The sequence below is a fragment of the Kibdelosporangium aridum genome (genome assembly GCF_900176515.1).
Lineage (GTDB): Bacteria > Actinomycetota > Actinomycetes > Mycobacteriales > Pseudonocardiaceae > Kibdelosporangium > Kibdelosporangium aridum.
Genome location: NZ_FWXV01000004.1, coordinates 401,395 through 427,341 on the forward strand (window position 1 = coordinate 401,395; position 25,947 = coordinate 427,341).

The window sequence follows — 25,947 nt, forward strand, 5'->3', positions numbered from 1 at the left end:
TGCCAGCGTGGCGGAGTACCGGATCGACGACCTGGCCAGGGTGAGTGGCACGACCGTGCGCAACATCCGGGTCTACCAGGACCGCGGGCTGCTCCCGCCGCCCATTCGCCGAGGCCGGACCGCGATCTACACCGACGCGCACCTGTCGCGGCTGCGGCTGGTGACCAACATGCTCGGCCGTGGCTACGCGTTCGCGCAGATCGCCGAGATGCTGGCGGCCTGGGAGTCCGGCCGCAGCCTTGCCGACGTACTCGGTCTGGAAGAGGCCATGGGCGCGCCGTGGTCGTCCGAACTCCCGGCGCCGATCACGATCCGCGAGCTGCGCCGGATGTTCGGCAACCAGCTCACGCCCGCGAACACCCGTAAGGCCTTGGAACTGGGGTTGCTGCAGCGCCAGGGCGTGGGTTTCGTCGCGCCGAGCCCGCAGCTGCTGGAAGCCGGGTACGAGCTGGTCAAGCTCGGTGTGCCGCTGGACGAGGTGATCGAGCTCGCCGGGGTGCTGCAGCGGGAGGTCGACCACGTCGCCGGGCTGATGGTCGGCCTGGTGCGGCGGTACGTGCTCGACCCGAAGGGCGAGGACTGGCTGCCCAGCGGCGACGAAGTGCCTTACTACGCCGACGTGCTGCGTCGCCTGCCGCCGGTGGTGATCTCGGCGCTGACCGCCGCCGTGGCCCGGTCGACCGCTCGCGTCATCCCGGACATGCTCGGCGACCGGCTCGAAGCGTTGATCAAATCAAGCAGGCTTTCGAGCGATTAGCACCGCGCCGCGTTTGGTCACGGTCAGCGGGACAGCAAGCTCCCGTGCGGCCCGTTGTGCGGCTTCCTCGGCGACCCGCCTGGCAAGTAGATAGTCCCGAATGGACTCCGCGGTGGGCAGTGTGATCAGGGGAGCGTCCCATGCGTCCACTTCGACGTCGTCGAACACGGTCCGCACGACCTGCGGCGCCTCTTCGGCGTCGAACGGGCTCGGCGGGCGCTCGCGGTACGCGCTGAATTCGGGGGAGTCGGACCGGGCGATCGTGGACGCGACCAGGACGCCACCGGGTTTCAAGACCCGCTTGGCTTCTCGCAGTGCCTGCGTCGGATCTGCCAGGTGGTACAGCATGTTCAGTGTGGTCACCGCGTCAAAAGTGTTGTCCTGAAACGGAATCGCGGTCGCACTGGCCTGGACGCGGGGCTCGGGGTGATTGCGCAGGAACGTTATCGCCATATCGAGGCCGATCACACGCTTGTCCGGCATGGCCTCCCGCAGCACGCCTTCCGCGCATCCCACGTCCAGTACCAGATCGGCGCTGGTCAGGTGCGACGCCACCCGCGCGTAGAGATTGGCTTGGGAGTAGGCCTTCGACAGCCGCGCGCCGCTGCGGTAGCGGTCCGGGTTGCTGTCGTAATCGACAGGTACGGCGTCAGGAGTTGCCATGGGAACAGCCTTTCACCATTCTTCGACATCAGGGAGGCGCGCCATCCGTGATGGGAGTTGCCGATGACCGACTTCGAGCGATATGTCGTCGAAGAACATATCGAGGATTTCAATGACGGCGTGATCAGCCGCCGCGAACTGCTCCGCCGGGTCACCCTGATCACCGGCAGCACGGTGGCCACGATGACCTTGCTGACCGCGATGGGCTGCAGCACCGAACCGAACGGGTCGCCGGTCCAGCCGACGCCGCGGACCTCCGACAACCCGCAGGACTTCGCCACACCACCAGCACAACCGACGCCGGACGGCGTGACCGTCCAGCCCAACGATCCCCGGATCCGTGTCACCGACCTGGCCGTCAAAGGGACCGATGGGGCGCCGCTGATCAGCTATCACGCCTCGCCGGCCAATGGCACACCGGCGGGCGGGATCTTGGTCGTCCACGAGAACCGCGGCCTGGTCCCGCACACCAAGGACGTGGTCCGGCGGGTGGCGACAGCCGGATTCGAGGCGCTGGCTGTGGATTTGCTGTCCAGGGACGGCGGTGCCGACAAGCTCACCGATTCGGCGGCGTACTCGGCCGCGTTGAGCAAGCGTCCGGTCGACGCGATGGTCTCGGACGTCCGGGAGTCGCTGTCCGCCTTGTCGGCGACGGGAAACGGCGTGCGAATCGGGATGACCGGGTTCTGCTTCGGCGGCGGGATGACGTGGAACGCGTTGGCCTCCGGCGTGCAGATGAAGGCCGCCGTGCCGTTCTACGGGCCCGCGCCAACGAACATCGAGGCGCTCGCGAGCGTCCAGGCAGCGGTGTTCGGCGTCTACGCCGAGCGCGACGCCCGGATCACCGGCTCGAAGGACGCCGTCGAGGGCCAGCTCAAACGCAGCGGCCGGCCGTACAAGGTGACCGTCTACCCGGGCGTTGACCACGCCTTCCACAACGACACCGGAGCTCGCTACAACGCGGCACAGGCGGAGGCTGCCTGGATTGCCACGATTGAGTGGTTCAGGCAGTACGTGGTCTGATACGCCCAGGAATCTACTCCCGGTAACCGCGTTTGACCTGCAAAAACAGCACTCCGCCATTGCGATGATGTCAATGGCCGTTGTAACGTTTCTCGTTGTCAGCGACGACGGGAGCGGCCATGCGGACGGTCAAATCGGGTGACGTGTCCCTTGCGGTGTACGAGCAAGGCGACCCGGCCGATCCGACTGTCCTGCTGATCCACGGATACCCGGACAACCACACGATGTGGGACGGCGTCGCAGCGCGTCTCGCCTCCCAATTCCACGTCGTGTCCTACGACGTCCGGGGTGCCGGCGCCTCAACACGGCCACGTGCGGTCGCGGACTACCGGATCCCGGAGTTGGTCTCGGATGTGTTCGCGGTCGCGGACGCCGTCAGCCCCGACCGGCCGGTGCACGTCGTGGCGCATGACTGGGGCTCGATGCAGGCCTGGTACGCGGTGACGTCCGGGACTTCCCGGATCGCCTCGTTCACCACGATCTCCGGGCCGTGCATGGACCACGTGGCCTTCTGGACACGCCGCAGGCTGGCCCGCCCGACACCCCGAAACCTGGCGCAAGTGGTCTGGCAGCAACTGCATTCCTGGTACATCCTGCTGTTCCACCTGCCGGTGGTCCCGGTTGTGCTGTGGCGGCTTGGCTTCGGCAAGATCCTCGCCAGGATCGAAGGGCTGGACCGTGTTCCGTCCGTTGTGGACGGTATTCACGGCATGAAGCTCTACCGTGCCAACATCTTCCAGCGCATGAAGGACGCGACCGAGCAGCGGACCGACGTCCCGGTCCAGATGATCATGCCGACCCGCGATCGTTACGTGACTCCGGGTCTGCTCGAAGACGTGCCGCGATGGGTGCCGAACCTCTGGCGCCGCAAGGTGATCGGCGGCCACTGGGTCGCACTGGAGCGACCGGCGGTGATCGCGCGAATGGCCGAGGAGTTCATCGCGCACATCGAAGGCGAGCCGGTGACCCGCGGGTTGCAACGCGCACTCGCGCCGTCCTCGTTCGCGCATCGCCTGGTCCTGGTCACCGGGGCGGGCAGTGGCATCGGACGGGAAACGGCACTCGCGTTCGCCCGCGACGGCGCCGACGTGCTCGTCACTGACGTGGACTTGTTGTCAGCCAAGGAAACCGCGGACATGATCGGCCCCGCGGCGACGGCCTACCACCTCGACGTGACCGACGAATCGGCCATGCGGCGGCTCGCCGACGCGATCGTGGTCGAGCACGGAGTCCCCGACGTTGTGGTGAACAACGCCGGAATCGCGGTCGCCGGGCCGTTCCTGGAAACATCCGCCAAGGACTGGTCGCGCATCGTGGATGTGAACCTGCTCGGTGTCGTGAACGGCTGCCGCGTGTTCGGCGCACTCATGGCCGAGACAGGCGAAGGCGGGCACATCGTGAACGTCGCCTCGGCTGCGGCGTACCTGCATTCCCGTGCGCTGCCAGCGTATTCGGCCACGAAGGCCGCGGTGTTGGCCTTGTCGGGCTCGCTGCGAGCCGACTTCGAGTCCGCTGGAATCGGCGTGTCGGCGATCTGCCCAGGCTTCGTGCACACGCCCATCACCCGTGCGACGACATTCGTCGGTGTGGACTCGTCCACCCAGGACGCCATGCGGGAACGGACTTCGCGGCTCTACAGGCGGCGCGGGTTCCCGCCTTCGCGGGTCGCCTCGGCGATCGTGGCCTCGGTCCGGTCGAACAAGGCGGTCGTGCCGGTCACGGCCGAGGCCAAATTCGGACTTCTGCTTTCGCGGTTCGCGCCGGGAATCATCCGGCGCCTGGCACGAATCGGGGTAACCAGGTGAACATCTGCTACGAGCGTCGCGGCTCAGGAAGCCCATTGGTGCTGCTGCACGGCATCGGACACCGTTGGCAGGCATGGGAACCCGTACTGGACCGGCTGGCGCAATCGCATGACGTGATCGCGATGGACCTGCCCGGATTCGGGCTTTCGCCGTGTTTGCCCGAGCCGTACTCGGTGGCCGCGGCTGTGGATGCGGCTGTGGACACCTTCAAATCCCTGGGGATAACGCGGCCACACATGGCAGGCAACTCACTGGGCGGAATGCTCGCACTCGAACTGGCATCCGCCGGGCACGCGAGTTCAGTGACAGCATTGGCCCCAGCGGGTTTCTGGACAACGGCTCGTGGGCGGGCGTGGGCCTTGCGGGTGCTCAGCATGATCCGGGCGACCGGGCGGTTGCCGGAGCGAACCCGAACGGCTGTGATGTCCCGGAAGTCATTGCGGTTGGCGAGCGGCAGCTTGCTTTTCGGGCACCCCTCGCGGGTTCCGCTCGAGGTCATGCTGGCCGACTTGGCCTCCATGGCGGCGGCGCCGGGGTTCGACTCCGTGGCCAGGGCAGGCCGGGACTACTTCTACCGCAGCCCTGCGCCGACGGTGCCGGTGACGGTGGCGTGGGGGACCCGGGACCGGATCTTGTGGCCGACACAGGCACGCCGGGCCGCTCAGCTCCTGCCAGAGGCCCGGCATGTCACGTTGCCGGGGTGCGGGCACGTGCCGATGCACGACGAGCCGGAGTTGGTGGCCCGCACGATCCTGGAGACGTGCGCCCGGGTCCCGGTCGCCTAGATCGCCCCGAAGGGATCATCGGCAAATCCAGTTGTCCACAACCCTTGCGAACCCCGCCGCCGACCAAGCCCCACCGATAAACTGGACCAGGGACGCCCCCCGGGAGTGGTGGGGGCTGCTTTGGGGCGGGGCTGTCTTGAGGCCCGGCTGTCTTGAGCCCGGGGCGGGGCTGTTTTGAGGCCGGGCCGCCTTGGTGCCGGGCCGCCTTGGGCTGGGGGCTGGGCTGTCTTGGGCCGGGTCGGTCAGTGGGCTTGGCCGGAGATGATGTCGGCTTCGGTTTCCAGTGGCTCCAGCAGGTTCGAGCTTTGGTTGAGCAGCTGGCTTGTTTCGCGCAACCGCTCGGAAACCCGTTGCCGCAAACCGGTGAGCTGGTCGATTTTCTGCTGCGCTTCGGTCGTCCGGCGGTCTGCTTCGGCTGTCGCGTCGGCGACCAGCTTCTCTGCCTCGCGCTTGCTGGAAATCCGGCGGTCGGCGATTTCCTGGTCCAACGCCGCCCGCCTGGCCGCCATCGCCGACTCGAATTCCTGTTCGACCTGCCTGTGCTGTGCGTCTGCTTGCTCGCCGAATTTGCTGCGGCGTTGCTCGGCCTGGTTCGACATCTGCGTCAGCTGTGCGCGGGCTTGGTCCAGTGCCGCTTTGTGTTCGGCCTGCATCTGGGCTTGTTGGGCTTCCAGATCGGCCACAAGGAACTCGTAGCGGCTGCGCAACGCGGCCGAGGCCTGCTGCGCCGTCGCGAACGTCTGTTCGGCCGCGGCTTGGGCGCGCGCGGTGATTTCCATGGCCTCCGCGCGGGTCACTTCGAGCATTACCCGCAGCTGTTTGTGCACCTCGTCGGCCGCCTTCAGCGGCTGGGTCGCGCCGTTGACCTGCTCGCGCAACTGGGTCAGTTCCGCGCGCATCGCGTCCAATTGTCTGCTCAGCTCGGCAGACTGGGCGCGGGCGTTGTCCCGGTCCGCGGTCAGCCGCCGCAGATTGGACTCCAGATTGGTGACGTGCTGCTGCACTTGCGCGCGGTCGTATCCGTGGCGGACCACGTCGAAACCGAGCGGTATTGGGGCATCGGCGGGGGCCATGCCGCGAGGCTACCCGCCGTGTCCAGATCTACCAGTGGAACCCTCTGGTCAATCTGACCAACGCGGCCGCCGCGGCGGACAGTTTTCGCTCGCCCTTGCCGAACTTGACACGGCCTTCGCCGCCGGCCGCGGTCGAGTCGGGGAACACGCGATAGCCCTGGTAGGCGATGGCGTCGACCAGTCCGGGGGCCAGCGTGTAGGCGGTTTGGATCATGTAACCGGTCGGCGTGCCGATGTGCTTCGGACGGTCACGCAACGCCTCCATCACCATGTCCGCCGCCTGATCGGGTGATTTCGCGGGGAAGGCGTCGTAGATCTTCGTTGGTCGGATCATCGGGGTACGCACCAGCGGCATATGCACCGTCGTGAACGTCACTCCGGCGCCATGTGTCTCGGTCGCGGCGATCTTGCTGAAGTAGTCGAGCGCCGCCTTGGACGCCACGTATGCCGAGAACCGGGGCGCGATTCCTTGAACGCCGATCGACGAGACGTTCACGATGTGCCCGAAACGCCTTTCCGTCATATGCGGCAAAAGCGCCAGGATGAGCCGGATCGCCCCGAAGTAATTGATCGCCATCGCGCGCTCGTAGTCGTGGAAACGGTCGTACGACAGCCTGATCGACCGGCGGATCGACCGCCAGGCATTGTTCACCAGCATGTCGATGCCGGGGTGTTCCTCCAGCATCAGCGCGACCGTCTTGGTCACCGACTCCGCGTCGGTCAAATCGCACGGATAGGTGTACGCCTGCCCACCGGCGGCCACAATCTCGGTGCGCAACTCGTCCAATTCGGTCGCGCGCCTGGCCACCAGCAGCGGAATTCCGCCTGCCGCCGCGACTTTCAACGCCGTCGCCCGGCCGATCCCGGAGGACGCCCCGGTGATCACGATTCGCCTGCCGTCGAGTTTCCCGTGCCTGCCGGATCGGCGGGCCCGGAACGGGTCCAGGTGCTCCCGCCAATACCGCCAGAGCACATCCGCGTACGAATCCAGCTCGGGAACCTGGAAACCCGGCAGTTCTTTACGGGTCTCGGCCGATTCGAACCGCGACTGGAACGTCAACGCCGACAGCACGACCGGGGGAATGCCCAGCCGATCGAGTATCGCGTCACGGGCCAGCGTGAACCCCGGCAAGTACTCGCTCAGCTTGGCCAATTCGACCAAAGGCTTGCTCAGCCCGGTGCCCAGTTCGAAGTCGACAGTGGGCGCGCCCGCGGCACGGGCGAACGCGTTGTAGACCGACTTCGCGGACTGCGGCGACGGGTTGACCAGGTGGAACGTCCGGCCGTCCAAGCCGGGTCTCGCGACGAGGTGCGCCAAGCAGTCCGCGACATAGTCCACGGGAACGATGTTGGTGTCGCCGATGTCCGGCGCCACAACCGGAACGCTCGGCAAAGCCGCGAGCCGCGACAGCGCGGGGAAGAAGTAATAGGGACCGTCGACCTTGTCCATTTCGCCGGTCTGCGAATGCCCGACCACGATCGCGGGCCGGTACACCCGCCACGGCACGGTGTCCTGCTCGCGCACCAGCCGCTCGGACTCGAACTTCGTCCGGTGGTACGGCGTGACGAGGCGTTGCCCAGCGTCGAACATGTCCTCGGAGAACGTGCCCGGGTAGTCCCCGGCGACCGCGACCGACGAGACGTGGTGCAGGCACCCGGCTTCGATGTCCTCGGCCAGCTCGATCACGTGCCGCGTTCCGTCGACGTTGGCAGCGGTGCTTTCCTCGTCGTCCGCGGTGACGTCGTACAGCGCCGCGAGATGCACGATGTTGTCCACGCGCCCGCGCAACGTGGTCAGATCACGTTCGGAGATCCCCAGTCTCGGCTGCGAGATGTCGCCGACGACCATGGTCACCCGGTTCGGCGTCGGCCACGAGCGCACCAGCCTGGCCAGCTTGTCCTGCGATGCGGCCCGCACGACCAGCCAGACCCGCTCGACGTCGGCCGTCTCCAGCAGGCGTCGCGTGAAATGCCTGCCGATCAGCCCGGTCGCACCCGTCACCAGATAGGTCGCCATGACGGGTGATTGTGCCCCCTATGCGGCCGTGTCGGCAGCCGCATAGGGGACGTGCATCAGCAGTCGCGCAGCTCAGGACTTTGGTTGAGCAGCTGGCCACGGGGCGAGATGAACTTGCGGTACCGCTCACCGTCCACAGCGGACGGCAGGAATGCCGCGACCCGGTGGCAGTTCTGGAAGCTCAGCTTCACGCCGAAGTGGCGCTCGAGCCCGCCGCGGATCGCGTCGGACGCCAGCGCGCGCAGCAGCTGGCCACGTTCGGCCTCGCTGGGTGGCGGCGTGGTGTTGTCGGCGAACTCCTCGGTGCCTTCCTTGGCCCTCGCGGCCACCTCGCTGATCAGATCCCACGCGTATGGCAGGGACACACGGACGCAGTCGACGAACTCGGCGTCGGTGACATCGCCACGCTCCGCCTTCTCCAGCAACGCGGTTGGCACGTCCAAGGACATGAATACCTCCGTGTTCTGCGGTTGGTGTTATCCAGCGTTGACGGCTGAGCCAGCCAACGCGACCGCCCCAAGGGTGAACTCGGGGTCGATCTGCTCGGCGAGATCCCGCCCGGTGCGCTCGTTCGCCCACGCGTGCGCGTTGCGGAGGTGGAATTCCACGGCCTGGTCCTGGTAGCGCTGCCAGTCCTTGCCGGTCGAGTCGACCAGGGTCTGCATGGTGCGCAGTGCCTCGCGGTTCTCCGGCTCGAAGGCGTCGATCGGCCGGACCTCGCCGCGTTCGGCCGCGCGCACGTGCCCCGACCGGGTCACCCACGTCAGCAGGTCCTCGCCGACCTGGTCGCGCAGGAACGCGAGGTCGTCATCGTCGGAGATCTTGTTTCCGACGACCGCGACCTTCACCCCGAAGTCCTTGGCGTAGCCCAGGTATTGGCGGTACACGCCGATGCTGCGCACGGTCGGCTCGCAGACCAGGAACGTCACGTCGAACCGGGTGAACAGGCCGGACGCGAACGAGTCCGCCCCCGCGGTCATGTCGACGACGATGTACTCGCCGGACCCGTCGACCATGTGGTTGAGCATCAGCTCGACCGCGCCGACTTTCGAGTGGTAGCAGGCGACTCCGAGGTCGTCCTCGCCGAACGGGCCGGTCACGGCCAGCCGCACGCCGTCGATCTCGCGCACACACGCGTCGTAGATCGGGTTGTCCTCGACGACTCGCAGCACACGGGATCCGCGGCCGGCTGGGGTCGTCTTGACCATCTCGTCGACCGAGGCGATCCGCGGGTTGTCGCCGCGCAGGTAGTTCTTGATCAGTGGCAGGTTCTCGCCAAGCGTCGGCAAAGCGACGGTTTCCGGCTCCGAAGCGCCCAGTGCGCCTGCCAGATGCTGGTTGATGTCGGCGTCCACGGCCAGTACCGGCCGCGCTGCGGCGCCGAGGTGGCGGAGGAACAGTGAGGCCAGCGTGGTTTTGCCGCTGCCTCCCTTTCCGACGAAAGCGATCTTCACCCCGACATTGATATCGGTTTTCATTATCTGAGCGCAAGTCGGGTCCGGCGCTGTCACCCGGTCGGTGCGTCGCTCAGTACTTGACACCAGGCAGTTCGACGATTGTGAACAGGTCCTTGTCGCTCAGCGGCGGCTCGGCCCTTCGCTGGTCGCCGTACGGGGACACGGTCCGGTTGGTGGTGACGACGTGGACCCTGGTGCCGTCTGGGCGGGCCGCGTCGACCGTGACCTCCCGGTAGCTTTCATTGCTGGTCATGGAGACGTCGTCGCGGCCTACATACCGGCTCAACGCCGCCTTCGTCCCGCCAGGCAGCGTGGTGTCCGCGCAGTGGACGAGGGTGACGTTCCTGAGCGGTGGTGCGCTGGGACTCGTGCAGCGGCCGTCCGTGCCCTTGTCGTTGACGTACACGGCGAGCGACCCGAATCCGTCCCTGTCGTTGCCCACCTCGGCGCTGGCGAAGTAGGGCCACTGCGGCCGCTGCAACGCCCCGTTGGCCGTCCTCATGACCGTGAGCACCGGGATGCCGCCTCCGTACCAGCTGCCAGGAGGTGACTTGGCGGTCAGCCCGGCCGGGATGAACTTGTCGGTGGACTCCTGCAGTGCCCTGGTCAGCGCACGTGACCGTTGGTCCTCGGTGAACATGGGGACGACCGGGCACGCCGCCGACGGCAAAACGCACGGCGTGGGCGCGGCCGATTCGAGGGGGAGGGCCGTCGAGTTGTCCGGGGTTGGCCGGACAAGCGTGGTGAGAAAGACAACACCGACGACAGCCAGCGCGACGGTACCGATGGTGGCCGAGCGGATGACCACGGTGTGGCGGCGTCCTTTGCGCACCAGTTCCCGTGAGTCGATGGTCACAGGCGGCTCGTCCTGCAGCAGCGAGCCGAGCAGTGCGCGTGCTTCTTTGCCCTCGTTGTCGCTCATCGGTGTCCCTCCAGTTGATCGGCCACCAAGCCCCGCAGCGCGGCCAATCCCTTCGCACACTGACTTTTCACGGTTCCCTCGGTGCAGTCCAGCAGCCGCGCCACCTCCGCGATCGGCAAGTCGTCCCAGTAGCGCAACACGACGGCCGCGCGCTGCCTAGGCGGCAACGCTGCCATAGCCCGCCGTAAGTCCATCGAGGCGTCTTGGTCATAGCTCGCCGATACGGTGTCAGGCAGGGGATAAGTGGGCCGTTCGTTGCGCCAGAACCGCCGTGATTCATCGATGACCGTGTTGGTCAGGGTCTGCCTGGCGTAACCCAGCGGCGAGGCGGAGACCTTCGACCACGACTTGTACACCTTCAGGAACGCGACCTGGACCAAGTCCTCCGCGCGATGCCAATCACCGCACAGCAGATATGCCGTACGTCTGAGCCGGGCGGCGTTCGCGTCGACGAACTCCGCGAACTCCAAGTCGCGATCCCCCATGCACCTCAGGACGAGGTGGCAGCCGGGAAAGTTGCCATGGTCCTCAGGTTTGTGCTGCTGGGAGCTTTCGCAGTTGTTCGAGCACGGCTGGGTCCTGGGCTTCCATCCACCTGATGACGTCGGAGAACGTCGTGCACACGGTCTCCGGTTTGACGCATACCTCGGCCATGAACTGCTCGGCCGCGACACCGAAGCCGCCGCCGGCCCAGTCGAGGAAATGATTGCCGATCAGCAAAGGCGCGCGGTTTCCGCGCAGTGTGGCGTCGTAGGCGGCGCGGTAGACCTCCAGCGTCGCCCTGGCGAACTCGTCCCGCTTGGTCTTGTCGTCCTTCGAGCGGTTGAGCGCGTCCCAGATCTGGTAGTCGACCATCGTGACCTTTTTGTTGTTCACGGCGGGCATGCGCACCATCGGCAGCGCGAACTCCCAGATGTCCTTCTCCTTGGCCGGCCACAGCACGCCGTCGGAGACCTGGCTGGAGTCGTAGGTCAGGCCACGGCTTTTCATCGCGTCGAACACCGCGTCGAACTTGCCTTCCAGGCACGGCAGCCTGCTGCCCTTGATGGCCGCCGAGTCCACCTTCAGGCCCTGCACGCCCGCCTGGTCGACGAACTGGAAGAACTGCTGCAGTTCGGACTGCCATTGCTGGGTGGTCCACCGCTGGCTGCAGTAATGGCCGTTGTAGTGCGTACCGATCTCGATTCCGGCCTTGGCGGCGGCGTTCAGATCGGCGATCCGGGTCCTGACCTGATCAGGTGATCCCCCGAACGAGATCGACGACTGGCCGGCCGGGTGCCCCGGCGCGGTGTACTGCTTGCGCTGGTCGTCGGCCAGCAGGTACACGCCGGACAGGAACGCGGTGAACTTGGCGTTCGACCTGCCCGCGAGGTCAAGCAGCCGCTGCCACTGGTCGTGCGCGCCCGCGCCGTCGAAGGAGAACAGCACGAACTGCGGCGGGCGCTCGCCGGGGGCGAGTTTGCGCATCCAGTCCTGCGCAGTAGCCGACGCCACTGGTGCGGGCCGGCTGTCCTCGGGCTTCTGCGTGCCGATGACCAGCAGGACCACGAAGGTCACGATCAACGCGGCGCCCAGCGTGATCGGCCGCCAGTTCCTCGCTCTGCGTGCACCCATCACCCACAAGGTAGACGCACGATGCGAGGACGTTACAAGTGGCTGAAAACCCCAGGTGAAGGTTACGAACGGGGCACATCGCCCCATCCGGACGCGTTAGGCTGCGGTTCGACCTGATCGATTTGGTTGGATCGATCTGAGTAAAATCTGCTTTACCCGACGGGAACACACGGGCACTTTCGGCCGTTGGACCCGATGAAGGCCACAACAGGCCCATGGAGGATCAGGTGCGTTCTTCGAGCAACCCCGCGTTCCGCAACTTGCAGGGTCGCGGAAACGTTGGTTACGCGGGCTTCGGCAGTCCGCAGGGTTATCCACAGGGTGGGATGCCCGGATACGGCGTTGACCAGGCGCCGCCGACTCAGGCGGACCGCCCGATCACCGTCGACGACGTCGTGATGAAGACCGCCACGACGCTGGGCGTGGCCCTGCTGACGGGCATCATCACGGCCGTCCTTGTGCTGGGCGGATCGATCAGCCCGTACCCGCCGCTGATCATCGGTGGCCTGGTCGGACTGGTCGTGTCGCTGATCGTCATCTTCAAGCAGACCCCGAACGCGGGTCTGATCTTGACCTACTCGGCCGCGGAAGGTGTCTTCCTCGGCGCGTTGACCGGTGTGTTCGAGACGTTCGCCCCGGGCATCGCCTTCCAGGCGCTGCTGGGCACCGGTCTGGTGTTCGGCGTGATGCTGGTGGTCTACCGGACCGGCGCGGTCAAGGTGACCCCGAAACTGACCAAGTGGGTCATCGCGGCCGCCGGTGGCGCGTTCCTGCTGATGCTGGTCAACCTCGTGCTCAGCCTCTTCGGTGTCAACATGGGCATCCGGGGCGCTGGCCCGCTGGCGATCATCTTCAGCCTCGTGGTGATCGGTATCGCCGCGTTCATGCTGCTGCTCGACTTCGACCTCGCGGACCAGATGATCCGTCAGGGTCTGCCGTCGAAGTGGGCGTGGTACGCCGCGTTCGGCCTGATGACCACACTGGTCTGGCTGTACGTCGAGATCCTGCGCTTGCTCTGGGCACTCAACAGCAGCGATTGACAACCACAGCGCAACTCATCTACCGGACCCCGGCTTTCCGCCGGGGTCCGGTTTTTTGCGGGCCCAAGGGGAGAGCGGCTGGAGCGAAGCGAAGGGGACCGTGCGGGAGTGCCGAACTCTCGGGGTTCTCGGTGGCTCGCGGTGGCTCTCGGTCGCCGAAGCCGTGACCCGGCGGCTGGAACACGGGTCTCGCTGTGTCGGAACGCGGATCTCGGGATGCCGCAGAGTGCATTTCAGAGTGTCGGAGTGGTCGACACACGTTCGAGCCGCCGCGGCTGAGGCCGGACTGTGGATCTCGTGGTGCCGCAAAGTGGGTCTCGTTGTGTCGGAACGCATATCTCGGGGTGCCGCAGAGTGTGTTTCTGGGTGCCGGAGTGGTGGACACACGCTCGAGTCGCCGAGGCTGAACCGGAACGTGGATCTCGCGGTGTCGCCAAGTGCGTTTCGCGGTGCCGGAACGGCGGCCCTCGCGGTGGCGAAGGCGGCCAGGCTGGCGACGCCTGGAACTGTCGGACCCCACCGGTAACGTAGAAATCAGGGGCTCCCCTGGATGGCGGGGTTTGTCGGGAGTGGAGCAAGTGGGGCAGCCCGGGGCGTCGGCCGGAGAGGTTAAGGCGTTGCTGGGGTGTTCGGGGCCTCGCTGAAGGCTTGAGGCGTCGCCGGGAGGCTTGAGGCGTCGCCGGGAGGCTTGAGGCGTCGCCGGGAGGCTTGAGGCGTCAGCGTCGGCGGAAGGCTTGGGGACGTCGTTTGAGGGCTGCTCGGGCGTGGCCGGGAATCTGAGGGCCTAGCCGGGGCGTGGGGCGTCATCGGGACCTTGAGGTGCAGCCGGGAGCTGGGCGCGCGTAAGCCGGAGCTTGGCCGGGTTGGCGGGAAATTGGGCGGAATCTGGGTGTGGGCCGGTGCCTCTTCCGTGATGGAGGAGGAGGGTCTGATGAGCAGCCAGATCAATCCGGCGCCGCCGAAGAGCCTGGTGGAAGCCGCGAGTGCGGGCGGTTTCCTGCTGACCGAGGAGGGTGGCCAGCCGATCATCGACGCGATCGCCAGGGTCCGCAAGGAACTCGAGGCGCACCGCAAAACGCTCGACCAGATCGACCGCGAGCCGTACTTGAGCAACACGCCGGGCGGCAAGTTCGTCTCCGAGCACGCGCGGCTTGTCGCGGCGGGCGATGAGCAGTCGTTGCGGGAAGTGCTTGACCAGGTCGAGCAGGTTCTCGATGACCTGGAGTCCGGGTTGTCGACCGCGATGGACAGCTATCAGCACGTCGAACTGGCCAACGGCGGACTGATCGAGGGGTCGAGCAGCGCATGACCGAGAAGGAGCGCAACCTCGCGGACTCGTTCCGCAAGCTGCACAACGCCCAGGAGGACCTGGCTGACAAGAAGCCTGGCACGCAGGAGTACAAGGACGCCCAACGCAAACTGGCCAAAGCCGAGAAGGACCTGCAGAAGCAGACCAAGACGCAGGGCAACCGGCTGCAGAAAGGCGCCGAGTACCGCTCGCTCGGCGCCCCGCCCAACCCGGATTACCTCGGCTATTCGCACGAAGAACTCAAGAAGATGGTCGACGGCCGCAACGACCCCGGCCAGGTCGGCACGATCGGGTCGTCGTGGACCAAGCTGGGCAACGCTTTCGTCGAGCTTTCCGATGCGTTGCACAAGTCCGTCACCAAGAGCGCGTCCGAGTGGCAGGGTGCGAGCGCGGACGCGGCGCGGGACTTCACCGGTTCGCTGAGCACGTGGTTCAACTCCGTGGCGCAGGGCGCGCAGTTGGCGGGCAACAGGTTGACGGCGCAAGCCCAACTCGCCGCGGACATCCGCAACAGTGTGCCGCCGCCGGTGCGGTTTTCGATGACGGACGCTTTGCAGCAAGCCAATGCGCAGACTGATCCGGTCGCGCAGCAGCAGGCGATGTCCCAGATGCGGGAGAACGCCGCGGCGCAGGAAGCCGCGCACCGGCAGGCCGCGGAAATGGTCGAGAAGTACGACAAGGCACTGATCGACTACGCCGCCACGATGCCCGCGTTCACCCCACCGCCCACAATGGCCGGTTCCGGGCAGTCCGGGCAGAACTTCGTCACGCAGCTCGACGGTCACCAACCGCAAGGCACACGTGATGTCCTGGACGAGCAAAACCAACGGCCGCAACTGAATCCGCAGCAGCCGTCGCCGGACATCGAGCCGAGGCAACCGATCCCGGTGACGCCGGCTCCCGTCGGGCCACAGATGCCGTCTCCGTCGGTAGCTCCGGACATCGGTACTGGGCAGCAGAGTTTTTCGATGCCGAGCATGAGCTCGTTCGTTCCGTCCAGCGGATCCTCTACCGGGTTCACGAGCGGGTCTCCCGGATTCTCAACGGGTTTCGTCGGAGCAGGAGCGCCGCCGCCCATCACGTCCCAGCAACCTGGACCCGGCTCGCGAGCTGGAGTCGGCCCGATCGCGCCCGAGCGCGGCGGAATGGCGGCACGCCCTGGCACGCCAGGAAACCCGGGCATGCGGGGCATGCCTGGGATGGCCGGAGTGCCTGCGGGACAAGCACAACGCGAGGAGGATTACGAACACCAACGCGCCGACTACCTGGTCGAGCCGGACCCGAACGCGCTCTTCGGGATCGACCAGCAGACCGCGCAACCGGTGATCGGGGAGTGATGACGGACTTCACGTTGTCGTTGGCGGCAATGGACATCCTCAGGCAACAACTCGGCATTGAAGCGTCCGCGTATCCCTTCGAGATCCCGCACAACGGCGTGACCCCGGAACAACGTGTCGGTATCCGCATGGCTGTCTTCGCCGATCTGGAACGCCGCGGCTTGGCGCATCGCGGCAAACTCTCGGCGGAGATCGAGGACGCCCTGACGGCCATGGCCAAATGGGACGCGGCCATCGCCGTGGTCGGGATTGAAGAGGGCAGCTCGTGTGCCCGCGCGTTGGTGGTGAGCGCGGGTACACGGGTGTACCGGATCGTGCAGGACAACCAGCTGTTGCGGTTCGACCGGCCGGCCAGTGTCGTGCGCGGCACGGTCGACTTGCTGCCGGACGTGAAGGCGGGGCAAGGCCGGTCGGTCACGTTCACCGCCGACTCGGAGTCAGCGGACGCCCTCACGGCGGGCACGTACCTGAAACGGCCGCGGCGAAGGCTGGGGCAACTCAGCGTTGTCGACAGGCTGGAGCTCACCTGGTTCGACACCGACGTCGGGCGCTACATCTCCTACGCCCAGGACGGCTGGCTGACGTACGCACCCGCCGACAAGAACCGGATCGCCGCGCTGCTGCAGGCGGCGATCTGAGCCGGAGCGCGTTTTTCGGCAGAATTGACCCATGGCGCTCAACATCCCCGGTCCGCGGACCGTGTTCGGCTGGGCCGTGCAGACGGTGACCACGGTCGTGTCGATCCCCGGCCGGGTATTCGGCCTGCTCACCGCCGCGGAACAGGCCGTCCGGCGGGCGAACGAACTCGTTGAACGCACTGACACCGTGGTCACCTCGGCGGAGGCGGCGGTCGAACACGCCCGCAAGGTCACGGTCGCGGCCGAGGAGGTCATCGAGGCCACGAAGCCGATGGTCCGGTTCGCCGCGGAGATGTCCGTGCACGAGGTCGAGGCCGCGATCCGGCTGGTCGACGAGCTGCCCAAGCTCGCCGAGCACATGGTCGAGGACATCATGCCGATCCTGGGCACCCTCGACCGCGTCGGCCCGGACATCCACGAACTGCTGGATGTCGCCAAGGACGTCCGGCAGGCGATCCTCGGCATCCCCGGCTTCAACTACCTGCGCCGCCGCGGTGAGGACCGGCAGATCGAGGAGTGATTCCCGGCCGGTCAGGGGCAGGCACCCTTCCATCCGGGACGTCGGGACGCGGATTCTCCCCAGCACGTGACAAGGGGAGTGAACCATGGTCAAGACCCGGATACTGGTCGTCTTCGCCGCGATCAGCGCACTGTTGTTCACCGCGCTGGCGACACCGGCGTCGGCGGAAGTCCGCTACAACGTGCTGATCCAGAACTCGTACACCCGCAAGTGCCTTGACGTGCGGGACTGGAGCAAGGAGAACCTCGCACCCGTCGTGCAGTTCGACTGCCACGGCGGGGCCAACCAGCAGTGGACACTCAACACGCAGACCGGCATTGTCACCAACGCCCACAGCGGAAAGTGCCTGGAGATCATCGGCTGGGTCACGGGCAACGGTGCCTACGCCGTGCAGTACGACTGCCACTACGGCGCGAACCAGCAGTGGAACATCAACCGGTCGAACGGCGTGATGGTCAACCGGCACAGCCAGAAGTTCCTGTTCGTGCTCAACAACAGCACGGCGAACCTCGCGCACGTCGGCCAGTGGGACTACAACACCTCGGGCCCGGCCGTGCACTGGAACATCGGCTGATCTGACGCGAATGCCCCCAAAGCGCGTGCTTTGGGGGCATTGCAAGCAAGGAGCAGCGGTCAGCTGAGGCGTTCGATGACCATGGCCATGCCCTGGCCGCCGCCGACGCACATCGTCTCCAGGCCGAACTGCTTGTCGTGGTGCTGCAAGGAGTTGATCAGCGTGGTGGTGATGCGGGCGCCGGTCATGCCGAACGGGTGGCCGACGGCGATGGCGCCGCCGTTGACGTTCAGCCGGTCGATGTCGATGCCGAGGTCCCGGTAGGACGGAATCACCTGCGCGGCAAAGGCTTCGTTGATCTCGACGAGGTCGATGTCGCCGATCGACATCCCCGCACGGGCCAGCGCGCGCTGCGTGGCCTCGACCGGGCCGAGACCCATGATCTCCGGCGACAGGCCGGAAACACCGGTCGACACGATCCGGGCCAGCGGCGTGATGCCCAGCTCCGATGCCTTGTCGGAGCTCATGATCACCAAAGCTGCCGCGCCGTCGTTCAACGGGCAGCAGTTACCCGCGGTCACCCGGCCGTCGGGCCGGAAGACCGGCTTCAACGTCGCGGTCTTCTCATACGTCACGCCAGGGCGCGGGCCGTCGTCAGCCGAGACCACGGTGCCGTCGGGCAGGGTGATCGGGGTGATGTCCTTGGCCCAGAAGCCATCCGCGATCGCCTTCTCCGCCAGGTTCTGCGACCGCACGCCGAAGTGGTCCATGTCCTCACGGGACACGCCCTTCAGCAGCGCCAGGTTCTCCGCGGTCTGGCCCATCGCGATGTACACGTCCGGGACCTGACCTGACGAACGCGGGTCCTCCCACGAGTCCGCACCGGTTTCCGCCACCGAGGCCGTCCGGGCCTCCGCGTCGGCGAAGATCGGGTTGTGGGTGTCGGGCCACGAGTCGGAGCTGCCCTTGGCGAACCGGGACACGGTCTCCACGCCCGCGGAGATGAACACGTCGCCCTCGCCCGCCTTGATGGCGTGGAAGGCCATCCGGGTCGACTGCAGGCTGGACGCGCAGTACCGCGTCACCGTGCAGCCGGGCAGGTGGTCGTAGCCCAGTTCGACGGCCAGCACGCGTCCCATGTTGAAGCCCTGCTCGCCGCCGGGCAGGCCGCAGCCGAGGATCAGGTCGTCGATCTGCTTCGGGTCCAGCTGGGGCACCTTGTCCAGCGCCGCGCGCACGATCTGCACAGCGAGGTCGTCCGGCCGGATGCTGACCATCGATCCTTTGCCGGCACGGCCGATCGGCGATCGGGCGGCCGAGACGATGACGGCCTCAGGCATGGTGCAGCTCCTTTGCTCCGCGAAAGTTACTCACCGGTCACTGTAGGCCCAACGGTGAGAATCGCGAGGGGAGCCCGATCACATTGCCGGTCACGTCGACGCTGTTAGCGCTCGGCACAACGGAGCCAGCAACACGTCCGACGCGTGCCGGTATCCGGCGCCGTTCGGGTGGAACCGGTCCGGGCTGAACAGCTCCGAATACCGCATGTGGAACTCGGCCGAGATCAGGTCGGCGGCCGGCACCGGGATCCCGCCTGCCCGCAGCACAGCCGCCCGCTGAGCCTTCGCCAGCATGCGGCCCCACTGCCGGACGATCGACCGCAGCGGCTGCGGAATCGGCCTGATGGTCCCGAGATCAGGGCAGGTCGCCACGACCACAGCGGCCCCGGCCGCCCGCAGCCGCGCCACCTCGATACCCAGCAACGCGGCGGAGGTCCGCACGCGCATCTTCCCGGTCACGTCGTTGCCGCCGATGATCACCAACGCCAGATCCGGCGGATCCGCGACCGCCTGGTCGACCTGGGAGATGAACGTCCTCGTGGTCGCCCCCACCCGGGCATACGTCGTCAGATGCACCGAACGCCCGGTTTCCTCGACCAAACCGCGTGCGAGCAACACACCCGGCAGCAGGTCGGCGTTTTCCGCGCCGAGCCCGGCGGCCAGGGAATCACCCAGTACGGCGAACTTCAGCACACTCCCGACTCCGCCGGGGTAAAGCCCGTCCGCCCGATGCGGGTCCGTTGTGGACCGCCCAATCAATGTCCGCGCCCGCTTGCCCTGCCCGGTGAGCAGTCCGTACATCGCGCCGGACAGTCCGCCCACCCCGCAAAGAGTCACAGCGGCGACCCGAATCCCTCGCAATATCCCCACGGTCGCCTCCCCTCGCAGCCCTGATCCCACTAATACACGGATCATGGCTGATCGGGCACCCGGAATCTCCCCTAATCGGGGTACCTAAGGGGCAGCCCTTCGGTCCGGGGGGACGGAACAGCGCAGGTCGGGATGGGCCTGCGGGCGAACGCGACCTCGAAGCCGTAGCCACGGATCCGGGTCACGTGGTGCAACAACGTCACCTTGTTGAGAAACGGCAACGCGCCAGGTGGATCCATCGCGTAGACGAACCGCGGTTCCTCGACTGTCCAGTCGGGCCAGTGGCCGCGGTGGATCTCCGACAGTTCGTCCCGGCACGAAGGCCATTCCCGCCAGCGTTTCGCGGTCGCACTCGCCCTGGCGAACGTCTGCGTGGTGAACACCAAGTCCATGTCCCTGGTCATCACATCCGCGTGCCGGACAAGGGAAACGCACGGCTGTAACGCGATTTCCCCTGTCACGTCCGGGATCGCGGCGAGTTTGCCCTCCAGTGCGGCCAACTGGCCGCGGTCGACCAGAAACCAGTGGTGTTCGGCGAACACGTAGAACTCGCCGCGGTGGCGCAGTTCCGGCTCCTGCTGCCCGACGTTCAGCCCGGCCCTGATCCGGTGGCCAAGTGTCAGGTCCAACTGCGCCTTGACGTTCGACCGGGGCGGGACCGCGCGGATGATGTCCAGCAGTGGCGCTTCCGTGCGATACCGGGTCGAGGTGTACCGAGCCAGCAGTTCGGCGAGCAGTTGCGGCACGGGCTGCCTGGCTTCCACATGCAGGGTGTGTGATCCCGTCATGCCGCGCACGAGTCCGTCGTGCGCGAGCGCGCGGGACCACTCCGGGTCGAGCCCGATCGCGGGCAGGTACACCGAATTGGCAGCGACTCTGATGCCGAAGTCTGGGACGAGCAGTTCGCGCGGCGGTGTGTTGCCCACCGCGAACAGCCGTCCGTCGACGTCGTACGAGTTGGCGTCGTGCAAGTTGGGCAGGTCGGCTGTCTCCAACAACAGGTGCACGCTCAGTCTCATGCGAAACACCCCCTGTAACTAAAACCATACGGTCGCCCAAGTCCCCCAGTTGTGCTCCTTACGAGTGAAAAACCGCAGGTTAGGTACTGTTGGCCGAGTGAACTTGGCCGATTTCTACCGCGATTTGCACGAGCACCCAGAGCTCTCCGAACACGAGCACCGGACGGCCGAGCGAATAGCGCAAGCGCTTGTTCCCCTGGGCTATGAGGTCACGACCGGCGTAGGCGGCACAGGCGTCGTTGCGCTGCTACATAAAGGCGACGGTCCGACGGTCATGCTGCGCGCGGATATGGACGCGCTGCCGGTCGAGGAGAAGACGGGCCTGCCGTACGCCAGCAAAGTGCCCGGTGTCATGCACGCCTGTGGCCACGACATGCACGTCACGTGTCTGGTCGGCGCCGCGCGTGAGCTCATGGAAGACCTGTGGTCCGGCACGCTGATGCTGGTGTTCCAGCCGGCCGAGGAGATCGCCAAAGGCGCGCGGGCGATGGTCGCTGACGGCCTGTTCGACCGTTTCGGCAAGCCGGACATCGTGCTGGGCCAGCACGTCGGCCCGCTGCCCGCCGGAATGCTCGGCTATGGAACCGGCCCGATCATGGCTGGCGCCGACTCGGTCCAGGTCACGCTGCACGGCCGCGGCGGGCACGGCTCACGGCCGGAGACCACGGTCGACCCGATCCTGATGGCCGCCAACGTGGTCACGCGGCTGCAGGGCATCGTGTCCAGGGAGGTCCCGCCGGGGGAGACCGCGGTCGTCACGGTCGGCAGGCTGCACGCGGGGACGAAGGACAACATCATCCCGGACAGCGCCGAGCTGGGGATCAACATGCGGACGTACACCAAGCAGACGCGTGACCTGGTGCGTGGCGCGATCGAGCGGATCATCCGGGCCGAAGCGGCGGCGAGCGGCGCGGCGAAGGACCCGGAATTCGACTGGAACGACAGCGCTCCCGTGCTTGTCAGCGATCCGGCGGCGACGACGAAGACAGTCGCGGAGTTCACCCAGAAGTTCGGTGCCGACAAGGTGATGACGATGCCGTTGATCACCGGCAGCGAGGACGTCGGCATCTTCGGCGAGGCCGCGGGCGTGCCGACGGTGTTCTGGTTCTGGGGTGGCCTCGAGTTCGAAGTCGTCGTCGAGGCGTTTCAGCGCGGCGGGCTCGAGGCGTTGCCGAGCAACCACTCGTCGGTGTTCGCACCCGTACTCGAACCGACGTTGACCACCGGTGTGCAGGCCCTTCGCGTCGCTGCTCTGACCTGGCTCGGACCGGCGAGTTAGGCTGACCCGGACACAAAACACCGGCCACAAGCACAAGCGCTGTGTCAACGCACCCGATAAGGAGACAGTGGTGGAGTACGTCGAGCATGTCGCTGATCTGATCGGCAACACCCCGCTGGTCCGGCTCAACTCGGTCACCGACGGGCTGAAACCGCTTGTGCTGGCCAAGGTCGAGTACATGAACCCCGGCGGCAGCGTGAAGGACCGGATCGCCGAGCGGATGGTCGAGGCGGCCGAGAAGTCCGGCGACCTGAAGCCCGGCGGCACGATCGTCGAGCCGACGTCCGGCAACACCGGTGTCGGGCTCGCCATGATCGCCCAGCGCAAGGGGTACGAGTGCGTCTTCGTCTGCCCGGACAAGGTCAGCGAGGACAAGCGCAACGTGCTCAAGGCCTACGGCGCGCGTGTCGTGGTCTGCCCGACCGCGGTCCCGCCGGAGCACCCCGACTCCTATTACAACGTCTCCGACCGGCTGGTCCGTGAGATCGACGGCGCGTGGAAGCCCAACCAGTACGCCAACGTCAACAACCCGATCAGCCACTACGAGTCCACCGGCCCCGAGTTGTGGCGGCAGACCGAAGGCAAGATCACGCACTTCGTCGCAGGCGTGGGCACCGGCGGCACGATCTCCGGCACCGGCAGGTACCTCAAAGAGGTCTCCGACGGCCGCGTGAAGATCATCGGCGCGGACCCGGAAGGCTCGGTGTACTCCGGCGGCTCCGGTCGTCCGTACCTGGTCGAGGGGGTCGGCGAGGACTTCTGGCCGGAGACGTACGACCGGGACATCGCCGACGAGATCATCGAGATCTCCGACACGGACTCGTTCACCATGACCCGCAGGCTCGCCCGCGAGGAGGCGCTGCTGGTCGGCGGCTCGTGCGGGATGGCCGCGGCGGCCGCGCTCCGGCTCGCCGAGCGGTGCGGCCCGGACGACGTGATCGTCGTGCTGCTGCCCGACGGCGGCCGTGGCTACCTGTCGAAGGTGTTCAACGACAAGTGGTTGGCGTCCTACGGCTTCCTGCCGCCGGAGCACAGCGGTGCCACGGTCGGTGACGTGCTGCGTCGCAAGGACGGCCGCATTCCTGAGCTGGTGCACGCACACCCGACCGAGACGGTCGCCGACGCGGTCGCGTACCTGCGTGAGTTCTCCGTCAGCCAGATGCCCGTGGTCAGCGCCGAGCCGCCGGTGATGGCCGCCGAGGTGGTCGGCGCGGTGAACGAACGTGACCTGCTGGACGCGCTGTTCACCGGCAAGGCCGCGCTGGCCGACCGGCTGGACAAGCACATGACCGCGCCGTTGCCGACGATCGGCGCGGGCGAGCAGATCAACGTCGCGATGAAGGCCCTCGCCAATGCCGACGGCGCGTTGGTGCTGATCGACGGCAAGCCCGCCGGGGTCGTGACCCGTCAGGACCTGCTCGGGTACATGGCCGGGAGCTGACTGTCCAGTCGAATCGTCTAGCGTGTTGCGCCAACAGCGTGCCGACCCAGGGGGATACGCCCGATGAGTGCTCCGCAGAACCCGAACCAGCCACCGCAGCAACCACCAGGTGCTCTGGCGAACCCGGAGCCGACGATCGCGATCGGCGGTCCCGGCAAACCGGCCCAGCCGCCAGCGGCTCAGGACGTCAACCCGGACGCCACCCAGGTGGTCCGGCCTGGTAGCGGCGGGGCGAACGACCAGCCCGAGGCCACGCAGGTGGTCCGGCCGGGTCAGGGCGGCCCGCCGTCCGGTCCGCAGCCGACGCAGCAACCTCCGCAGCAGCCGTATGGCCAGCCCACGCCGCCGCCCGGCTACCCCCAGCAGCAGCCGCCGCAGGGTTACGGCCAGCAGCCGCCTCCTGGATATCCGCCGCAGCAACCGGGCTTCGGCCAGCAGCTCGGCCAGCAGCAGGGCTACCCGGGCCAGCAGCCTCCGGGCTACCCGCCGCAGCAGCCCGGCTACCCGGGCGCGCCCGCCGCGCCGTACCAGTACGGCGGCCCTTACCAGCTCGCGACCTGGGGCCAGCGGTTCGTCGGCGGTCTGATCGACTACGTGTTGATCAGCGGCATCGCGGCCACTCTCGGCATCGTCGGCTCCACCAACGGGACGGTCGCACTCGGCGCGGTCGGTGGTCTGATCAACCTCGTCAACCTCTTCTACAACATCTGCTACCTCGGCGGCGTCCAGGGACAGACGCTCGGCAAGAAGGTCGCCGGGATCAAGCTGGTGCGTGAGGACAGCGGCCAGGTGATCGGCTTCGGTCTCGCGTTCGGCCGCCAGTTCCTGCACATCATCGACGCGTTGCCGATCTACATCGGCTTCCTCGCGCCGCTGTGGAGTGCCAAGAACCAGACCTGGGCCGACAGCATCGTGAACACGCTCGTGATCGTGGCGCCGAAGGCGGGCCAGGGTTACCCGCAGCAGCAATACGGCCAGCAGCAGCCCTATGGCCAGCAACAGCCGTACGGGCAGCCGCCGCAGCAGCCTTACGGCCAGCAGCAGCCGCCGCAGCAGTGGTGAACTGACTGACCGAAAAGGGCCCGCGTTTCGGCGGGCCCTTTTTTCATGATCGTGTTATCTCCGGCGAATCGCCTTGACCTGGACTAGCGTTACACCCGAACGTGAGATTGCAGGCCTAGGGAGTTGTTGAAGGCGATGAGTGCTCCGCAGCCGCCGAACGAGCCATGGCAGGGCGGCCAGCCACCGCAGGAGCAGGGCGGCGCGCCGCCGGAGCAGCCGGAGAGCACGCAGGTGATGCAGCCCGGCCACCCGGCAGCGGCCCAGCAACAGCAGTCGGCACAGCAGCAGGACCAGTCGCCCGAGGCGACGCAGATGGTCCAGCCGGGGCAGCCGCCGCAGCAGGGTGAGTCCACCCAGATGGTGCCGCCGGGGTCGATGCCTCCGCCGGCACCGCAGTACGAGCCGCCGCCCAGCGCGGCCGACCAGCCGCCGTCGCCGCCTGGTGGGTTCCCACCACCTCCCGGCCAGCAGCAGACCCAGGTGATGGGCAACTACGGCCAGCCGTCGCAGTTCGGCCAGCCGTCACCACAACCAGGGTTCGGTCCGCCGCCCGGTTACCAGCAGCCCGGCGCGTACGCACAGCCTCCGGGTTATGGCCCGCCGCCCGGCTACGGATCGCAGGGCGGTGGTGGCGGAAACACCCAGACCATGACCATGGTGGTCGGTGGCGTGGCCGCGCTTCTCGGCCTGCTCACGGCGATCTTCGTGCTCGTGGATTTCGGCGACCTCAGCGATTACGCCGAGGGGTATTCCAGCATCCCGGAGGCGGCTCGTGATTCCACGCCGCTGCCGTCGAGCACGTTGCTCTGGATTCTCGCCATCGCCACGCTGCTCGGTGCGCTTGCCGCGATCGGCGCGGGCGTGATGATCTTCATGAAGAACGCGATGGGCGCGATGCTGCTGCTCGTCGGCGGTGGCCTGATGCTCGTGGCCACGGCGGTCTGGTTGATCGTGAAGGACAGGCTGCCGCTGGACGACCTCGGCCCGTTCGTGATCATCGGCTTGATCGCGGGCATCCTGGTCGCTGGTCTCGGCTCGTTGCAGTTCTTCCCGAACACCAAGGCGTACGTCGGGCTTGGTGGTCCGCAGAAGCCCACTGGTGGGTTCCAGCAGCCTCCGCCGCCCGGGTTCGGCCCGGCGCCGTACGGTCAGCAGCAGCCGCCGCCCGGTTATGGGCAGCAGCCACCTCCTCCGGGATACGGCCAGCAGCCGCCACCCCCAGGGTTCGGCCAGCAACCGCCTCCGGGGCATCAGCCGCAGGGTTACGGTCAGCAGCAGCCGCCACCCGGATACGGCCAGCAGCAACCGCCACAGCAGTGGTGATCAAGGGGCGCCCCGCGGGGCGCCCCTTGCCCGTTCGGGCTGATTGTTGTTTCCGGGTTTGGTGAAAACCGCCTGATCAGCGAGCGGCTGGTTTATGGTCATCGCACTAGTCGCCGAGAGCCCGCCCTAGCGGTTGGGG

General features: G+C 67.0%; 25 protein-coding genes. 14 read left to right on the plus strand and 11 right to left on the minus strand.

The features are described 5' to 3' along the window. Positions 1–7 precede the first annotated feature (7 nt). Complete coding sequence (locus B9C43_RS25630) at positions 8–757, plus strand: MerR family transcriptional regulator (RefSeq protein WP_084429612.1); 750 nt, start codon at positions 8–10, stop codon at positions 755–757. Here the strand turns inward: B9C43_RS25630 and B9C43_RS25635 are convergent. After that, entirely contained in the window at positions 734–1,420 is a 687-nt protein-coding gene (locus B9C43_RS25635) for a class I SAM-dependent methyltransferase (protein WP_084429613.1), read from the minus strand. The genes B9C43_RS25630 and B9C43_RS25635 overlap by 24 nt on opposite strands. Before the next feature lie 63 nt (positions 1,421–1,483). Here B9C43_RS25635 and B9C43_RS25640 point away from each other — a divergent pair, with 63 nt between their 5' ends. The 3 genes from B9C43_RS25640 to B9C43_RS25650 all read left to right on the plus strand — a co-directional run bounded on the left by B9C43_RS25640 (position 1,484) and on the right by B9C43_RS25650 (position 5,033). Beyond that, complete coding sequence (locus B9C43_RS25640) at positions 1,484–2,443, plus strand: dienelactone hydrolase family protein (protein ID WP_033385157.1); 960 nt, start codon at positions 1,484–1,486, stop codon at positions 2,441–2,443. Between the two features lie 119 nt (positions 2,444–2,562). Next, on the plus strand, positions 2,563–4,248 hold the full coding sequence (locus tag B9C43_RS25645; protein WP_084429614.1) for an SDR family oxidoreductase: 1,686 nt from the start codon (positions 2,563–2,565) through the stop codon (positions 4,246–4,248). After that, on the plus strand, positions 4,245–5,033 hold the full coding sequence (locus B9C43_RS25650) for an alpha/beta fold hydrolase (RefSeq protein WP_033385155.1): 789 nt from the start codon (positions 4,245–4,247) through the stop codon (positions 5,031–5,033). Before B9C43_RS25645 ends, B9C43_RS25650 begins: the two co-directional genes overlap by 4 nt. Positions 5,034–5,275: 242 nt before the next feature. Here B9C43_RS25650 and B9C43_RS25655 read toward each other — a convergent pair whose 3' ends face one another. The 7 genes from B9C43_RS25655 to B9C43_RS25685 form a co-directional block, all read right to left on the minus strand. After that, positions 5,276–6,106, minus strand: a complete 831-nt coding sequence (locus B9C43_RS25655) for a coiled-coil domain-containing protein (protein WP_084429615.1) — start codon at positions 6,104–6,106, stop codon at positions 5,276–5,278. Between the two features lie 28 nt (positions 6,107–6,134). Beyond that, complete coding sequence (locus tag B9C43_RS25660) at positions 6,135–8,123, minus strand: SDR family oxidoreductase (RefSeq protein ID WP_084429616.1); 1,989 nt, start codon at positions 8,121–8,123, stop codon at positions 6,135–6,137. A 56-nt stretch (positions 8,124–8,179) separates the two neighbouring features. Further along, on the minus strand, positions 8,180–8,572 hold the full coding sequence (locus B9C43_RS25665; protein WP_033385151.1) for an SCO5389 family protein: 393 nt from the start codon (positions 8,570–8,572) through the stop codon (positions 8,180–8,182). A 27-nt stretch (positions 8,573–8,599) separates the two neighbouring features. Continuing rightward, positions 8,600–9,577, minus strand: a complete 978-nt coding sequence (locus B9C43_RS25670) for an ATP-binding protein (protein ID WP_084429617.1) — start codon at positions 9,575–9,577, stop codon at positions 8,600–8,602. A 73-nt stretch (positions 9,578–9,650) separates the two neighbouring features. After that, complete coding sequence (locus B9C43_RS25675; RefSeq protein WP_084429618.1) at positions 9,651–10,502, minus strand: hypothetical protein; 852 nt, start codon at positions 10,500–10,502, stop codon at positions 9,651–9,653. After that, entirely contained in the window at positions 10,499–10,987 is a 489-nt protein-coding gene (locus B9C43_RS25680) for a SigE family RNA polymerase sigma factor (RefSeq protein ID WP_033385149.1), read from the minus strand. The genes B9C43_RS25675 and B9C43_RS25680 overlap by 4 nt, the downstream gene beginning before the upstream one ends. Positions 10,988–11,030: 43 nt before the next feature. Continuing rightward, entirely contained in the window at positions 11,031–12,116 is a 1,086-nt protein-coding gene (locus B9C43_RS25685; RefSeq protein WP_084429619.1) for a polysaccharide deacetylase family protein, read from the minus strand. Between the two features lie 227 nt (positions 12,117–12,343). Here B9C43_RS25685 and B9C43_RS25690 point away from each other — a divergent pair, with 227 nt between their 5' ends. The 6 genes from B9C43_RS25690 (at position 12,344) to B9C43_RS25715 (ending at position 17,534) form a co-directional block, all read left to right on the plus strand. After that, on the plus strand, positions 12,344–13,156 hold the full coding sequence (locus B9C43_RS25690) for a Bax inhibitor-1/YccA family protein (protein ID WP_033385146.1): 813 nt from the start codon (positions 12,344–12,346) through the stop codon (positions 13,154–13,156). A gap of 931 nt (positions 13,157–14,087) precedes the next feature. Next, positions 14,088–14,465 (plus strand): magnesium transporter CorA family protein, encoded by a 378-nt coding sequence (locus B9C43_RS25695; protein WP_033385142.1) that lies wholly within the window; start codon positions 14,088–14,090, stop codon positions 14,463–14,465. Further along, a complete protein-coding gene (locus B9C43_RS25700; RefSeq protein ID WP_084429620.1) occupies positions 14,462–15,802 on the plus strand; it encodes a PPE domain-containing protein in 1,341 nt (446 codons plus the stop codon). The genes B9C43_RS25695 and B9C43_RS25700 overlap by 4 nt, the downstream gene beginning before the upstream one ends. Continuing rightward, on the plus strand, positions 15,802–16,440 hold the full coding sequence (locus tag B9C43_RS25705) for an ESX secretion-associated protein EspG (RefSeq protein ID WP_084429621.1): 639 nt from the start codon (positions 15,802–15,804) through the stop codon (positions 16,438–16,440). The genes B9C43_RS25700 and B9C43_RS25705 overlap by 1 nt, the downstream gene beginning before the upstream one ends. A gap of 31 nt (positions 16,441–16,471) precedes the next feature. After that, positions 16,472–16,960 (plus strand): hypothetical protein, encoded by a 489-nt coding sequence (locus tag B9C43_RS25710; protein ID WP_033385138.1) that lies wholly within the window; start codon positions 16,472–16,474, stop codon positions 16,958–16,960. 85 nt (positions 16,961–17,045) lie between these two features. Next, positions 17,046–17,534, plus strand: a complete 489-nt coding sequence (locus tag B9C43_RS25715; RefSeq protein ID WP_084429622.1) for an RICIN domain-containing protein — start codon at positions 17,046–17,048, stop codon at positions 17,532–17,534. Between the two features lie 59 nt (positions 17,535–17,593). On the opposite strand, the gene B9C43_RS25720 is transcribed toward B9C43_RS25715, so the two are convergent. The 3 genes from B9C43_RS25720 to B9C43_RS25730 all read right to left on the minus strand — a co-directional run bounded on the left by B9C43_RS25720 (position 17,594) and on the right by B9C43_RS25730 (position 20,703). Then, complete coding sequence (locus B9C43_RS25720; RefSeq protein ID WP_033385134.1) at positions 17,594–18,814, minus strand: acetyl-CoA C-acetyltransferase; 1,221 nt, start codon at positions 18,812–18,814, stop codon at positions 17,594–17,596. Between the two features lie 90 nt (positions 18,815–18,904). Next, positions 18,905–19,684, minus strand: a complete 780-nt coding sequence (locus B9C43_RS25725) for an SGNH/GDSL hydrolase family protein (protein ID WP_235038829.1) — start codon at positions 19,682–19,684, stop codon at positions 18,905–18,907. Positions 19,685–19,755: 71 nt separating this feature from the next. After that, entirely contained in the window at positions 19,756–20,703 is a 948-nt protein-coding gene (locus tag B9C43_RS25730) for a hypothetical protein (protein ID WP_143446587.1), read from the minus strand. 97 nt (positions 20,704–20,800) lie between these two features. Between B9C43_RS25730 and B9C43_RS25735 the strand changes: the two genes are divergently transcribed. The 4 genes from B9C43_RS25735 to B9C43_RS25750 all read left to right on the plus strand — a co-directional run bounded on the left by B9C43_RS25735 (position 20,801) and on the right by B9C43_RS25750 (position 25,808). Beyond that, on the plus strand, positions 20,801–21,982 hold the full coding sequence (locus B9C43_RS25735) for an amidohydrolase (RefSeq protein ID WP_200825694.1): 1,182 nt from the start codon (positions 20,801–20,803) through the stop codon (positions 21,980–21,982). Positions 21,983–22,052: 70 nt separating this feature from the next. Further along, positions 22,053–23,423 carry a cystathionine beta-synthase gene (locus B9C43_RS25740; RefSeq protein WP_033385143.1) on the plus strand — a complete coding sequence of 457 codons (1,371 nt, stop codon included), beginning with the start codon at positions 22,053–22,055 and terminating at the stop codon, positions 23,421–23,423. A gap of 63 nt (positions 23,424–23,486) precedes the next feature. Further along, positions 23,487–24,485, plus strand: coding sequence for an RDD family protein (locus B9C43_RS25745; RefSeq protein ID WP_084429625.1), 999 nt, complete (start codon positions 23,487–23,489; stop codon positions 24,483–24,485). 135 nt (positions 24,486–24,620) lie between these two features. Further along, positions 24,621–25,808 carry a hypothetical protein gene (locus tag B9C43_RS25750; protein WP_084429626.1) on the plus strand — a complete coding sequence of 396 codons (1,188 nt, stop codon included), beginning with the start codon at positions 24,621–24,623 and terminating at the stop codon, positions 25,806–25,808. Positions 25,809–25,947 lie beyond the last annotated feature (139 nt).